This window comes from Micromonospora sp. NPDC007220 (genome assembly GCF_040634035.1).
In the GTDB taxonomy this organism is placed as follows: domain Bacteria; phylum Actinomycetota; class Actinomycetes; order Mycobacteriales; family Micromonosporaceae; genus Micromonospora; species Micromonospora reichwaldensis.
Genome location: NZ_JBEYEU010000009.1, coordinates 219,750 through 232,912, shown reverse-complemented (window position 1 = coordinate 232,912; position 13,163 = coordinate 219,750). Strand labels below are relative to the sequence as shown.

At 71.9% G+C, this 13,163-nt stretch carries 11 protein-coding genes and 1 pseudogene; 5 read left to right on the top strand and 7 right to left on the bottom strand.

Features of this window, described 5'->3' with window-relative positions; translation table 11 throughout:
• The 5 genes and pseudogenes from ABZ573_RS19015 to ABZ573_RS18995 all read right to left on the bottom strand — a co-directional run.
• Positions 1-197: pseudogene (locus tag ABZ573_RS19015) on the bottom strand (2-keto-4-pentenoate hydratase); the annotation flags it as partial.
• A gap of 102 nt (positions 198-299) precedes the next feature.
• Positions 300-1,781, bottom strand: a complete 1,482-nt coding sequence (locus ABZ573_RS19010) for a 2-hydroxymuconic semialdehyde dehydrogenase (RefSeq protein ID WP_358119480.1) — start codon at positions 1,779-1,781, stop codon at positions 300-302.
• A gap of 23 nt (positions 1,782-1,804) precedes the next feature.
• Complete coding sequence (locus ABZ573_RS19005) at positions 1,805-3,142, bottom strand: NAD(P)/FAD-dependent oxidoreductase (protein WP_358119456.1); 1,338 nt, start codon at positions 3,140-3,142, stop codon at positions 1,805-1,807.
• A gap of 117 nt (positions 3,143-3,259) precedes the next feature.
• On the bottom strand, positions 3,260-4,570 hold the full coding sequence (gene kynU / locus ABZ573_RS19000) for a kynureninase (RefSeq protein ID WP_358119453.1): 1,311 nt from the start codon (positions 4,568-4,570) through the stop codon (positions 3,260-3,262).
• A gap of 20 nt (positions 4,571-4,590) precedes the next feature.
• Positions 4,591-5,490: a tryptophan 2,3-dioxygenase family protein gene (locus ABZ573_RS18995; protein WP_151455961.1), complete on the bottom strand. Its 900-nt coding sequence runs from the start codon at positions 5,488-5,490 to the stop codon at positions 4,591-4,593.
• Positions 5,491-5,669: 179 nt separating this feature from the next.
• Here ABZ573_RS18995 and ABZ573_RS18990 point away from each other — a divergent pair, with 179 nt between their 5' ends.
• The 3 genes from ABZ573_RS18990 to ABZ573_RS18980 all read left to right on the top strand — a co-directional run bounded on the left by ABZ573_RS18990 (position 5,670) and on the right by ABZ573_RS18980 (position 7,600).
• The gene (locus ABZ573_RS18990) at positions 5,670-6,125 is read left to right on the top strand and encodes an Lrp/AsnC family transcriptional regulator (protein ID WP_151455962.1); all 456 of its coding nucleotides are present in this window, start codon (positions 5,670-5,672) and stop codon (positions 6,123-6,125) included.
• 89 nt (positions 6,126-6,214) lie between these two features.
• The gene (locus ABZ573_RS18985; protein ID WP_151455963.1) at positions 6,215-6,736 is read left to right on the top strand and encodes a hypothetical protein; all 522 of its coding nucleotides are present in this window, start codon (positions 6,215-6,217) and stop codon (positions 6,734-6,736) included.
• 12 nt (positions 6,737-6,748) lie between these two features.
• Positions 6,749-7,600 (top strand): class F sortase, encoded by an 852-nt coding sequence (locus ABZ573_RS18980; protein WP_358119448.1) that lies wholly within the window; start codon positions 6,749-6,751, stop codon positions 7,598-7,600.
• A gap of 44 nt (positions 7,601-7,644) precedes the next feature.
• Here ABZ573_RS18980 and ABZ573_RS18975 read toward each other — a convergent pair whose 3' ends face one another.
• Positions 7,645-8,202: an HNH endonuclease gene (locus ABZ573_RS18975; RefSeq protein WP_132239323.1), complete on the bottom strand. Its 558-nt coding sequence runs from the start codon at positions 8,200-8,202 to the stop codon at positions 7,645-7,647.
• A 958-nt stretch (positions 8,203-9,160) separates the two neighbouring features.
• Here ABZ573_RS18975 and ABZ573_RS18970 point away from each other — a divergent pair.
• Positions 9,161-10,339, top strand: coding sequence for a low temperature requirement protein A (locus ABZ573_RS18970; RefSeq protein WP_358119445.1), 1,179 nt, complete (start codon positions 9,161-9,163; stop codon positions 10,337-10,339).
• Positions 10,340-11,064: 725 nt separating this feature from the next.
• Here the strand turns inward: ABZ573_RS18970 and ABZ573_RS18965 are convergent.
• Positions 11,065-11,910: an alpha/beta hydrolase gene (locus tag ABZ573_RS18965; RefSeq protein WP_151455966.1), complete on the bottom strand. Its 846-nt coding sequence runs from the start codon at positions 11,908-11,910 to the stop codon at positions 11,065-11,067.
• A gap of 6 nt (positions 11,911-11,916) precedes the next feature.
• On the opposite strand from ABZ573_RS18965, the gene ABZ573_RS18960 reads away from it, so the two are divergent.
• On the top strand, positions 11,917-13,113 hold the full coding sequence (locus ABZ573_RS18960) for a mechanosensitive ion channel family protein (RefSeq protein ID WP_358119441.1): 1,197 nt from the start codon (positions 11,917-11,919) through the stop codon (positions 13,111-13,113).
• Positions 13,114-13,163 lie beyond the last annotated feature (50 nt).

Genomic DNA, 13,163 nt, shown 5'->3' with positions numbered 1-13,163 from the left:
CGCGACGTCAGCCCGATCTTCGCGCCCACCCGCCGGTGGCCGCGCTGCAACCACTGCCGCACCTGAAGCTGCTGCACCAGGTACGCCGACGTGACCTCGCCCTCCGGCAGCAGCCGCCCCCGCAGCGGCGCACACGGCTTGCCGCTCTCCCGCGCGTCGACCAGTTCCCGGGCCACCGCCTCGAAATCAACGCTCATGTCAGCTCCCCACTCCACTCGGAGCCGCCAGGACACTCCGCGACACCGATGTGCTCGCCACGTCCACCGCGCCCGCGTCACCGATGCACTCGCCGCGTCCGGTCATGTCAGGTCCACGCAGACGTTGGTCAACTCGGAATAGAAATCAAGGGAGTGCACGCCGCCCTCGCGCCCGATCCCGGACGCCTTCACCCCACCGAACGGCGTCCGCAGATCCCGCAGGAACCACGTGTTCACCCACACGATGCCCGCGTCCAACCGCATACCGGCCCGGTGCGCCCGACCCACGTCGCGGGTCCACACCGCCGCCGCCAGCCCGTACTCCGTGCCGTTCGCCAACGCGAACGCCTCATCCTCGTCATCGAACGGCGCCACATGCACCACCGGCCCGAAGATCTCCTCGCGGTTGGTCCGCGCATCCGCACCCAACCCCGTCAACACCGTCGGCTGTACGTACGCACCACCGTCACGGGCGTCACCGAAGGCCGGCACGCCGCCCCCGGTCAGCACCTGCGCACCCTCACCACGGGCCAGGTCGTAATAGCCCAGCACCTTCTCCCGATGCTGACGCGAGATCAACGGCATGTTCACCGTCGCCTCGTCGGCAGGCCACCCGAACGACAGCTCACCAGCCCGCTGCGCGAGCCGGGCCGTGAACTCCTCGAACACCGGCCGCTGCACATAGATCCGCTCCGTGCACAGACACACCTGACCGCCATTGGTGAAACTGGACCGCACCGAACCCGCCACCGCCGCGTCCAGATCCGCGTCCGCGAAGACGAGCCCCGCGTTCTTGCCACCCAACTCGAACGACACGGCCTTCACGCCATCGGAGGCGGCCCGCATGATCGCCCCGCCGGTGGACGACTCACCCGTGAACGTGATCGCGTCCACCCCAGGATGGCGGGTCAAAAACTCGCCCGCCGAATCCGGACCGAACCCGTGCACCAGGTTGAACACACCCTCCGGCACCCCGGCGGCGGCCATCACCTCCGCCAACAACGTCGCCGACGCCGGCGTCTCCTCGCTCGGCTTCACGATCACGGCATTACCGCAGGCAAGGGCCGGAGCGACCTTCCACGTCAACAGCAGCAGCGGCAGGTTCCACGGCACGATCACCGCCACCACACCCACCGGCTTACGCACCGCATAATTCAACGCCCGCCCACCCGACGGCGTCACCGTCGTGAACGACTCCGTCGGCGCCGTCGCCACGATCTCCGCGAACGCACGGAAGTTCGCCGCACCACGCGGAATGTCCAACGTCCGCGCCTGCGAGATCGACTTACCCGTATCCGCAACCTCGGCGGTCACCAGATCGTCGAAACGCCGCTCCAACTCGACGGCGACCCGACGCAACACCTTTGCGCGCTCGCGCTCCCCCATCCGACCCCATGGCCCCCGCAACGCCGCCCGCGCGGCGGCGACCGCGTCGTCCACACACGCCTGGTCTGCCTCGACCACCTCGAACACCGGCTCACCCGTCACCGGGCTGCGCTTGGTGAACCGCCGCCCACCCTCGACGAACTCACCGCCCACGAAGTTGCGCAGCAGGCCCGGGCCGTCGGGCGCCCGCCCGGCCATCAACCGGGGATCCCAGGTCACGGTCATCGACGCCTCCTGTGGCTGATCGTGAGGCCGACCGCGCCGGCCAGCAGCGCCACGGCCCCGGCGGCCACCGCCCCGAGCAGGCGGTGCTGCCGGCGGACCCGCCGACGCACCTCGGCGTACGGGGTGGTCGAGAAGGACACCAGCTCGTAGCGGGAGACGTACCGGCCCGGCAGCACCCGCTCCAGCGCGTGCTCGACCTTCCGGCCGGCCTGGAACAGCGGCGAGGCGACCTTGTCCCGCATCTCCACGAAGTTCGCCAGCGCCATCTGCGCGATGGCCTCGGCGTTGGCCTGCCGGCGCTGCTGGAACAGCGGCAGCGCCTCGGACCAGTCGTCGGCGCACTCGTCCAGGCAGCGGTCCAGCTCGACGACGTCCTCGAAGGCGCAGTTCGCGCCCTGGCCGTAGAACGGGACGATGGCGTGTGCCGCGTCGCCGAGCAGGCCGACCCTCCCGTACGCCTGCCAGGGGGTGCAGCGGACGGTGCCGAGCACGCCCACCGGGTTGTGCTGGTAGTCGTCGACGAGGCCCGGGGCGAGCGGCGGCAGGTCCGGGTAGTGCTCGGCGAAGTGCCGCTCGATGGCCGCCGGGCTGCCCAGCGAGGCGAAGCTGGCGGTGCCGTGGGTGGGCCAGAAGAGCGTGCAGGTGAAGGAGCGGTCCGGGTTCGGCAGCGCGATCATCATCGAGGTGCCGCGCGGCCAGATGTGCAGCGCCTCCGGGTCGAGGGCGAAGTCCCCGCCCAGCGGCGGGATCGTCAGCTCCTTGTAGCCGTAGTCGAGGAAGTCCACGCTCTCGGTCAGCAGCCCGTACGCCAGCAGCTGCCCGCGCACCGCGGAGCCGGCGCCGTCGGCGCCGAGGACGACCGACGCGGTGGCCGCGACCGTGCCCTGCGGGGTCTCGAAGGTCATCTCGCCGCTGGTCGGGTCGAGCCCGACGAGCCGGTGGTCGAAGGCGACCCGCACCCCGGGCAGGCTGGTGGCCGCGTCGAGCAGGGCGTTGTTGAGCGCGCCCCGGCTGATCGAGTTGATCGCCCGGTCGCCGGCGGCGCTGTACGACTGGAACTGCGCCTCGCCGTCGACGGGGTGGATCATCCGGCCGCGCATCGGCAGCCCGTCGGCCAGCACCTGCTCGTCGAGGCCGATCCGGCGCAGCGCGTCGAGGCCCCGCTCGGAGAGCGCCAGGTTGATGGAGCGTCCCCGCTCCACCGTGCCGGTGCGCGGGTCGGGCCGCCGCTCGTAGAGCGCCACCGGGTAGCCGCGCCGGGCCAGGAAGCAGGCCAGCAGGCAGCCGGCGAGGCCCGCGCCGACGACCGCGATCTCGTCCCGCTGGTCGGTCATGAGCTCATCTCCGTTCGCGACTGCGGGGCTCGCAACCCCAGCTCACTCCTCGCGCTCACCATGAGCTCATCTCCGTTCGCGGCTGCGAAGCTCGCAACCCCAGCTCACTCCTCGCGCTCACCATGAGCTCATCTCCGTCGTGGCAGCCAGCGCGTCGGCGACCCGCCAGCAGTCGTGGAACGTGGAATAGAGCGGCACCGGAGCGAACCGGATGATGTCCGGCTCCCGGGCGTCGGCGATCACGCCGTGCTCGTGCCGCAGCCGCTTGGCCAGTTCGGCCGCGCTGCCCGCGCCGATGCGCACGGAGAGCTGGCAGCCGCGCCGCTCCGGCTCGCGCGGGGTGACCACGGTCAGCGGACGGTTCGCTGTCACCTCGTCCAGCAGCCCCGCCAGGTAGCCGGTGAGCCGGAGGCTGCGCTCGCGCAGCGCGGGCATCCCGACGGAGTCGAAGAGCTCCAGCGAGGTACGCACCGGGCCCATCGCGAAGATCGGCGGGTTGGAGATCTGCCACGCCTCGACGGTGGCCGGCGGCCGGGAGACCGGGGTCATCTCGAACCGGGTGGCCGCCTCGGTGCTCCACCAGCCCTCGAAGCGGGGCAGGTCGGGGTCGCCGAGGTGCCGCTCGTGCACGAAGACGCCGGCCAGCGCGCCGGGGCCGGAGTTCAGGTACTTGTAGGAGCACCAGGCGGCGAAGTCGACGTCCCAGTCGTGCAGGGCGAGCGGGACGTTGCCGGCGGCGTGCGCCAGGTCCCAGCCGACCACGGCCCCCGCCGCGCGGCCGGCGGCCGTGATGGCCGGGATGTCCATCAGCTCGCCAGTGAGGTAGTTGACCCCGCCGAGCAGCACCAGCGCCACCGTGTCGCCCTCGGCGGCCAGGTAGGCGGTCACGTCCTCGGTGCGCAGGGTGTCCTCGCCGGCGCGCGGGCGCAGCCGGACGACCGTGGTGTCCGGGTCGAGGCCGTGGAAGCGGGCCTGGCTGCGCACGGCGTAGCTGTCCGAGGGGAAGGTGCTGTCCTCGATGACGATCCGGGTGCGCGCACCGGCCGGCCGGTAGAAGCTGACCATCAGCAGGTGCAGGTTGACCGTCAGGGAGTTCATCACCACGACCTCCGCCGGGGCGGCGCCGACCAGTCGCGCGGCCGGCGCCGTCAGCAGCTCGTGGTACGGCAGCCAGGGCCGCACGCCCTCCAGGTGTCCCTCGACGCCGAGGCGGCTCCACGCGTCCAGGTCGGCGGCGAGCTCGTCGCGGGTGGCCCGGGGTTGCAGGCCGAGGGAGTTGCCGGCCAGGTAGGCGGCCTCGGGGTACCGGCCGCCGTCGGCCGGCGGCACGCGGAACAGGTGGCGGTGCCCGGGATCGGCGGCGTCGAGGCGGCGCGCCTCGGCCTCACCGGCGGCGAAACCGGACGGATCGGATGCGGGGGTGGTCATAGCGTCGTCTCGCTCTCGGGTCACATCGCTGTCCGGGCCGACCACAGCTCGGGGAAGACCACCCGGGCCATGCTCCGCTGCAACCACGCCAGTCCGGCGGAGCCGCCGCTGCCCACCTTGGCGCCCATTGTGCGCTGCACCGCCTTGACGTGGTGCTGCCGCCAGTCGCCGAACTGCTCGGCCACCTCGGTCAGCGCCTCGCCCAGCATCCGCAGGTGGTTCTCCGGCCCGGGCTCGGCGTAGATCCGCACCCAGGCGGCCTCCACGGCGGCGTGCGGCTGGTGCTCGGCGTTGACGTCCCGGTCCAGCAGCTCAGCCGGAAGCTCGTGGCCGTGGCGGGCCAGCAGGGCGACCACGTCGTCCCAGAGGCTCGGCGCCGCCAGGGTGGCGCGCAGCTCGGCGTACACGTCGGTCTGCCGCCGGAACGGCCGGATCAGCGTCTCGTCGCGGAGGCCGAGCAGGAACTCCAGGTGGCGGTACATCGCCGACTGGAAGCCGGAGCCCTCGCCCAGCAGGTTGCGGAACCGGTTGAAGTCGGCCGGGGTCATCCAGCGCAGCCCGTTCCAGGCCGCGTTCAGCCCCTCCAGGTGCAGCGCGGCGCGGCGCAGCGGGGCCAGCGCGTCCCACACCCGGTCGGCCCGCAGCAGCCGCTGCGTCTCGCGCAGCTCGTGGCAGCTCAGCTTGAAGTACAGCTCCATGATCTGGCTGACCATCAGGAAGGACATCTCGCCGGGGTCGTCGCTCAGCGGCTGCTGCAGTTGGTGCAGCGTGCTGGCGTGCACGTACGCGTCGTACGGCACCCGCTCGGCGAACTCCAGCGTCGGTTCGCCGCCGTTGCGGGCGGCGCGGGCCGCGCGTTGCCGCGGGGTCACCGGGCGCACCGCCGCCTTGGCGGGTACGCGCACGTCCGTCTGCTCCACCGGTGGCCTCCCTCTGCTTCGTCACCCGGGACGGCCGACGGTCGGCCGTTTTCGGGATGTCAACATGATCTCTCGGCGGAACCCCCGGATGGAATGCCGGATCAACGGCGCTCACCCCGTCTGACCTGCTACGCAGAAGGCATGAGCTGGATTCGGCTTCAGGAAAGTAAGGTCGCCTCATGGACGACATGGACTGGGCGCTGCTGCGGGAACTGCAGGCCGACGCGCGCCTCTCCTTCAGCGAACTCTCCCGCCGGGTGCACCTGTCGCCGCCGGCCGTGGCCGAGCGGGTGCGCCGGCTGGAGGAGTCCGGGGTGATCACCGGCTACCACGCCCACGTCGACCTGACCCGGGCCGGCCGCACCGTGGTCGCGCTGATCCGGATGTCCTGTTACGGGGCCCGGTGCATCCTGCACGACCCGGACGTGGCGAACTGGCCCGAGATCCTGGAGATCCACCGGATCACCGGCGACGCGTGCAGCATGCTCAAGGTGGCCGCCGGGTCGATCGACGACTTCGAGGGCGTCATCGACCGGCTCGCCCCGTACGGCCAGCCGTCCAGCACGATGGTGCTCTCCACCCCGCTGGAATGGCAGCCCGTCACCCCGCTGCCCCCCGCCGACCGGCAGCGCTGACCCGCCCCGGGTTTGCCCCCCGGCCAGCGGGAAAGCAGGCCCCTGTTGCCCGGGGAGGATTCCGGTGATCGTCACCGGAAGGGGGGATCATGCCGGTGCTCACAGCGTTCCAACGTGCCCTGACCCGCGCTCTGACCGTCTTGGGGCTGGTCGGGGCCTTCGTCCTGACGACTCTCGCACCCGCCTGGGCGGGTGAGAACACCTTCGTCGAGGTGGTACCCAACAGCGCGCAGGCCGGCACCCGGGTCAGCATCCGGGCCGGCTGCGACAACGCCAACAACCGCCAGGCCGACGTGCACTCCGACGCCTTCGGGCGGGTGATGCTGCGGCCGGACAACGGCTTTTTGACCGGCCAGGTCACCATCCCGGGCAGCAAGGAGCCCGGCGACTACCCGGTGGACCTGCGCTGCGACAACGGCAAGACCGCGACCACCACGCTCACGGTGCTGAACATGGAGCAGCCGAGCAAGGGCCCGGCCACCGGGGGCGGCGGCACCGCCGGCGTCTCGGGCACCGGCTCGATGCTGATGATCGGCGGCCTCGCGGTCGTGGCCCTGGCCGTGGGCTTCGGCTTCTTCGGCAACCGCCGCCGGACCGGGTCCGGTTCCTGACCCGCCGTCGCCATGGCCGGCTCCCAGAGGCGTACCAGGCGATCGGATCCGGGCCGGGTCCGGGCGACCACCCGGCGGGCGCTGCGGGCGTCCCGCCGGGCGGCGGCCGCGACCGCCCGCCGGCTGCGCCGGGTGGCCGGGGAGGCGGTGTCGGCGAGCGTCGCCACGACCGACCCGGCCGCCGGTCCGCTGCCCGCCCGCCCCCGTTACCGCCGGATCCCGGCCGGCCGCCGTCGGCTGGCCCCGGGGCGGGGGCCCGGCCTGCCGGTCCTGGTGATCGGGACGTTGATGGCGCTGATCGTCACGATGCTCGGCGTGGAGCGGATCGCCGGCGTGAGCGTGCTGCCGGAGCGGTTCCTCGCGGGGCTGCGACCCGCGCCGAAGAAGTTCCCGGTGCTGCCCGCCAGCCGGCCCGTCGGCATCGCCATCGACCCGATCGACGTCCGGGCGCCCGTGCACGGCGTCGGCATCGCCCCGGACGGCAGCATCGCGGTGCCGGACGCCGCCCGCGCCCAGGAGGCCGGCTGGTACGACCAGGGCCCGACCCCCGGGCAGTACGGCCCGGCGGTGATCGTCGGGCACGTCGACACGACCAGCGGGCCGGCGGTCTTCCACAAGCTGCGGGACCTGGACGACGGCGACCGGATCGAGGTCGCCCGGCAGGACCGCTCGGTGGCCGTCTTCGAGGTGGACTCCGTCGAGCGCTTCGACAAGGACCGGCTGCCGGTGGACGAGGTCTTCGGCGACTTCGACCGCCCCCGGCTGCGCCTGATCACCTGCGGCGGGCGCTGGGTGGGCGGGCAGACCGGGTACGCCGACAACGTGGTGGTCTTCGCGTCCCTGGTCCAGGCGCGCACGACGTGACCGCCCGCCCGCGCGCCGCGTCGTGCGGGCGCGCGGGCGACGGGTCAGGCGGCCTCGGGCTCCCGGCTCAGGCGGCCTTCGGGCTCGCGCAGGTCGAGCCAGTCGGACCAGCGGGGGTCCGGCGCCCGGTGGCCGAGCACGCGCCAGGCGGTGCCCTTCGGGGCCGCCGGCAGCGCGTGCAGCCGCCAGCCCAGCTCGGCCGGCGTCTTGTCGCCCTTGGTGTGGTTGCACCGGGCGCAGGCCGCGACGACGTTCTCCCAGGCGTGCCGGCCGCCCCGGCTGCGCGGGAAGACGTGGTCGATGGTCTCGGCGGGACCCCGGCAGTAGGCGCACCGCCAGCCGTCCCGGGCGAAGATGGCGCGGCGGGAGAGCCCGACGTGGGTGCGGTAGGGCACGCGTACGAAGCGGGTGAGGCGGACGACCGACGGCACCGGCAGCGCGTCGCGGGCGCTGTGCAGGATGCCGTCGCCGTCGGCGACGCAGACCGCCTTGGCGGAGAGCACGAGAATGGCGGCGCGGCGCACCGACACGACACACAGCGGCTCGTAGGTGGCGTTGAGGACCAGCGCACCGGAGCCCACCGTGGGTCGTATGTCAGGCATCGCGTTCGCCCTCCCGGTTCAGCGGCCCCCTGCTCGCCACCGCCGACCGGAAACGGGCGCAGTTGCCCACCACGGCCGACGCCGGCCGGATCACCGACGTCCGTGCGCCCATCGTCCCTGATCGGCTCCCGGATTGCACGCACTAATGTGACAAGCCAAGTGGGCATCACCCGGAAACGGGCAGATCTGGCCCCTGAGCAGGGCGGGACCCGTCAGCGCCTCTCGACGTTCTACACCCGTTTTCGATCTCGGTTGTGCCGAATCCGTGCCCGATGATCTTGCAGTTGCATTGATCTCCGTAAACTTGATCAAGCCAACTCAAGATCACTAGAGTGCCTGACGTGAAGCGGGAAGCCCCCTCCAAGCGGTGGCCCTGGGTTCTCCTGTCCCTCGTCGTCCATGGCCTGCACAGGTGCGCTGGCCGTTCCTGCGGCGTGGGCGGTGAGAGTCCAGGTTGAGGCGGCGGAACAGAGAGAGCGCGCTCCCAATGCGGCGGTGGCTGTCTACCTGCTGCGGCTGAGGTCGTAGCTGGCACGGGGGGTCGTCTGCTCGGCACCGCGGACGCTGCCCCCATGTCTGGGGCTTGCCGGTCCTGTCCTGCGGGTCATTCTCGGCGCCCAGTCCCCGGCGGCGGCCCGTTCTGACGCCGGGGTACACGAGGGTTGATACTCCAACATCACTTGGCTCCGGCGTTGGGCGCGCGTGGGCATGAGGACGGGCCTCCCAGCAATAAGGGCCGATCGTCACGCATGTCCTGGGACGGATTCGTCAGCGTGTGGTGGCGTCCGGGCGCGTCCAACCACTCCCACGACGTCCTGGTCCGGCCAGGAGTCGTTGGCGGTCACCCGTATGGCTTCCCTCCGGGTGCAGGAAATCCAACCCCCGGTGAACCGGGGTCGTGCCGGTGAATATGAGCGGTATGGGACTTCGGGAAGGCGGCCGACAGAGCCAAGACCTGTTGCGACGTCGCGAGGACGTGCAGCAGGCCAACTTCCTGGAACTGTTCGTCGACCTGGTGCTGGTGTTCGCCCTCGCCGGGGTGGTCAGCCGGGTGGCGCGGGAGATCGTCAGCGAAGACCTGGTCGTCCGGTGGTGGTCGATGGGCTTCCTGCCGGTGCTGTCGCTGCCGCTGATCTGGCTGTGGATCACGACCGCGCACATCACCAGCTGGTTCGACCCCCGCCGCCGCAAGATCCAGTGGGTCGTATTGGCCAGTGCCTTCGGGCTGCTGGTCATGTCGACCTCACTGCCGTACGCGTTCGTCGGCCGCGGGTGGGCGTTCGTGCTGCCGTACGTGATCCTGCAGTGCGGCCGGCCGCTCATCCTGATGCCCGCGCTGCGCGGGCACCCTCTTCGGCAGCTCTACCTGCGGTCGGTGCTGTGGCACTCGGCCACGGCGGTGATCTGGTTCGCCGGCGCGGCCGTCAGTGGCGACGCCCGGGTCGCCCTGTGGGGGGTCGCCGTGGCCGTCGACATCGTCGCCGGGCAGCTGCGCTGGCCGGTACCGGGGATGGCCCGGCAGCCGGTCAGTGCGTGGGCCATGGACAGCCGCCACCACCTGCCCGCGCGCTATCAGCAGTTCCTGATGATCGCCCTCGGGGAAACCGTGCTCGCCGTCGGCCTCACGGTGACCTACCAGCCGGTCACCGCGGTGACCGGCGCGGGGCTCGTGGTGGCGTTCCTGTCGACGGTGCTGCTGTGGCGCATCTACTTCTACCGTTCGGGCCAGATCCTCGGCGAAGCCGTCGCCACGGCGGGGGACCGGTACGCCGCCGGTCGCGCCACCGGCACTGCACACGTCGTCATGGTGATGGGCATCCTCACCGCCGCCGTCGGCTTCGAGATCGTACTGAAACACACGGCCGGCAAGCCCGAGCCGGTGTGGCTCGTCGCTATCCTCGGCGGTCCAGCACTGTTCCTCTACGGCCGCATCCGTCTGGAACGCGTCGTGTTCGACCGGCTTTCCCTCCGCCGCGTCGTCGCCATCGCCGCCCTGGCGGTCGCCGCCGTCCCCCTGTATTTCGCCCCGCCGCTGGCCGCTACGGTCGTGGCCGCGCTCGTACTGCTCGCCGTCGCCCTCGCCGACGCCCGCCACGCCGCCGGCCGTCCCGCCGAGGCCCCCTCCCCGGCACACTAGGTCAACCCGGTCGGCCGGGGAGCTGCACTGCGGCTGTCAAGGGCTTCCCTGATAGCCGTGTGCCGGGGCGTGACCGGCCGCCAGGCCGCACGCGCGCCCCGGCGCGATACGGCGGCGGGCCGCTTGCGTCCCGCCCTTGACGAAAGCGTCGCCAGATCGTCTGTCGTCCTTTACTTCGGGGTCCTTAAGAGCATTTTGAACGCCGCTGTTGTCGACAAGGTCCTTTCCGATAACCCATGTGACGGCGTGAAGCTTTCGCGCGGCTGTCTGGCTTGGAGCCGGCGAAGGCTTGCGCATCGGTGAGGTTCTGGGAATGGAAGCCGGCGCACGATGCAAGGACAGCCAGCCGATCGGCCCTGCTGGTCGAGATGGGATCTGAGTTGTGCCCAAGTTGTGCCGCATGATCTTCTCTTGGCGTTCTTGCAGATCAACGCCTACTTGCACTAGTAGATCCCGGATTGCACGCACTAATGCCGGAAGCCGGCCAGGCATCACCCGGAAACGGGCGGATCCGCCCCTGAGCAGGGGCGGACCCCTCCGGCGCCGCTCGCCGTCCGGCACCCGCCACCGATTCCGACGCGCCGCGTTCCAGGCCCCGATGATCATGTTTACGCATTGAGGCCGATAAACGCGATCACGACGACCCGATCAATACCGCGCCGGCGGGTGCGACCCCCTGCGCGCATCATCGGCCGCGCTCGGCGTCGATCGGCCCGCCGGGCCCGTCAGAGCCGGGCCAGGGAGGAGAGCAGTGCCGCGGTCTCCCCGGGGCGGACGAGCACCGCGGCGTGGCTGACGTCGAGGGACCACACGTCGAACGGGTTGTCGGGGGTGAGCGCGTCGGCGTCGGCGATGAACCGGTCCTGGAGCGCGATCGGCATCGACCGGTCGGCGGTGAGCCGCAGGTAGGTGCGGGGGACGCGGCCCCAGGTCCCGGGGTCGGCCCGCTCCTCGCCGGCGTCCAGGCTCTCATCCGGCTCCAGGGTGTTCAGGTAGCCGTGGAACTCGTCGTCGGTGCCGTCGGCCAGGATCGCCTCCCGGAGGGTGGCGAGCAGTGCGGGGTCGGCGGTGCGCCAGTTGAACCGCAGCGCGCCGAGTTCCATCGGGTTCGCGGCGAGCAGGCCGCCGACGCCGTTCAGGGCGCTCGACGCGTTCTCCGCCGAGGCCTGGTAGCCGGCCGGGGTGTCGGCGGCGCAGCACCACGCCGAGATGTAGACCAGCCGGTCCAGCAGCTCCGGGGCGGCGTTGGCGACCCCGGTCAGGGTGAGCCCGCCCCGGCTGTGCCCGACCAGGATGACCGGTCCGTGCTCGCGTACCCGCCGCACGACGTCCAGGACGTGGGCCACGTTGTCGGCGTGGCCGACGCCGGCCATCGCGCTCGGCGCGGTCGCCAGGGCGGCGAGGTCCTGCGGGGCCTGGTACGCCGCCGGGAACGTCGCGCCGAAGCCGTGCCCGGGCAGGTCGACGGCCAGCGAGCGGTGCCCCCGCAGGGCCAGCTCCCGCTGCATGGGCGCCCAGGTGAACGAGTTGCTGCCGGCGCCGGGCACGAAGACGAAGGTGGAAGCTGTCATTTGATCATGATAGTTGCGCCGTCACCTCGCGTTTCAGGGGCGGGACCTGACCGGTGCGACCGCGCCCGGGCGGCACGCTCCACCGGGGGCCGGGTCACGACGCGGAGGGTCGGGGGGTTCGGGCCCCCCCGGGTGCGGTACGAAGACAGCGTGACCGCTGCCAGCCTGACGCCGCCCGCCCTGCCCGCCGTCGAGGCGCCGGACCCGGCCCCGTCGCCGACCTGCCTGGACGACGCCCTCTGCAAGAGCGTCTACGACATGACCGGCTCGGTGTGGTTCGCCGAGGGCAGCTACTGGATCCTGCTCAAGCCGCTGCGGATCGTGATGATCCTGCTGCTGGCGGTCGCCGCCCGGTGGCTGGTGCACCGCACGATCCGCCGGCTGGTGCGCACCACCACCGACGCGGGCGTGCCGACCATGCTGCGTCCGCTGCGCGAGCGGATCCCCACCGCCGCCGTCGAACCCGGCGAGTTCGTTCCGGAGCGGCGCCGGCAGCGGGCCGAGGCGATCGGTTCGGTGCTGCGCAGCCTGAGCACCGCGTTCATCTTCGGCATCGCACTGCTGATGATCCTCAAGGAGTTCAGCTTCGACCTGGCCCCGCTGCTGGCCAGCGCCGGCATCGCGGGCGTGGCCCTCGGCTTCGGCGCGCAGAGCCTGGTCAAGGACCTGATCGCCGGCCTGTTCATGCTGATCGAGGACCAGTACGGCGTCGGCGACACCGTCGACCTCGGCGAGGCGACCGGCGTGGTGGAGTCGGTCGGGCTGCGGGTCACCACCGTCCGCGACGGGCGGGGCGTGCTCTGGTACATCCGCAACGGCGAGATCGTCCGGGTGGGCAACAAGAGCCAGGGATGGGCACTGGTGGTGGTCGACCTGCCGATCGGCTTCGCCGGCACGGAGGAGGCCACTGCCGTGCTGCGTACCGCCGCCGCCTCGGTCGCGATCGACCCCGACCTGGCGCCGGAGATCGTCGAGGCGCCGGAGGTGCTGGGCGTCGAGCAGATGACGGTCGACGGCGCGGTGATCCGTACGGTGGTCAAGACGACCGCGGACGGGCAGTTCGCCGTCGGCCGGGAGCTGCGTCGCCGGCTCGCCGAGGCGCTGGAGAACTCCGGCATCACCGCGAAGATCGCCGCCGCCCGGTTCTACCCCGGCATGCCGGTCCCCACCCCCGGCGAGACCGGGCAGGGCGGCGCCACCTGAGGCGTCCAGAACGCCGGGCGGCGGGGGTCGCGAGCCGGGTGGCCCCTCGG

Bases quoted from the DNA above. Each gene is read 5' to 3' on its own strand.
- ABZ573_RS19010 (WP_358119480.1), bottom strand. From the start codon at position 1,781: ATGGCCGGGCGGGCGCCCGACGGCCCGGGCCTGCTGCGCAACTTCGTG.
- ABZ573_RS19005 (WP_358119456.1), bottom strand. From the start codon at position 3,142: ATGACCGACCAGCGGGACGAGATCGCGGTCGTCGGCGCGGGCCTCGCC.
- kynU (WP_358119453.1), bottom strand. From the start codon at position 4,570: ATGACCACCCCCGCATCCGATCCGTCCGGTTTCGCCGCCGGTGAGGCC.
- ABZ573_RS18990 (WP_151455962.1), top strand. From the start codon at position 5,670: ATGGACGACATGGACTGGGCGCTGCTGCGGGAACTGCAGGCCGACGCG.
- ABZ573_RS18985 (WP_151455963.1), top strand. From the start codon at position 6,215: ATGCCGGTGCTCACAGCGTTCCAACGTGCCCTGACCCGCGCTCTGACC.
- ABZ573_RS18980 (WP_358119448.1), top strand. From the start codon at position 6,749: ATGGCCGGCTCCCAGAGGCGTACCAGGCGATCGGATCCGGGCCGGGTC.
- ABZ573_RS18975 (WP_132239323.1), bottom strand. From the start codon at position 8,202: ATGCCTGACATACGACCCACGGTGGGCTCCGGTGCGCTGGTCCTCAAC.
- ABZ573_RS18965 (WP_151455966.1), bottom strand. From the start codon at position 11,910: ATGACAGCTTCCACCTTCGTCTTCGTGCCCGGCGCCGGCAGCAACTCG.
- ABZ573_RS18960 (WP_358119441.1), top strand. From the start codon at position 11,917: ATGATAGTTGCGCCGTCACCTCGCGTTTCAGGGGCGGGACCTGACCGG.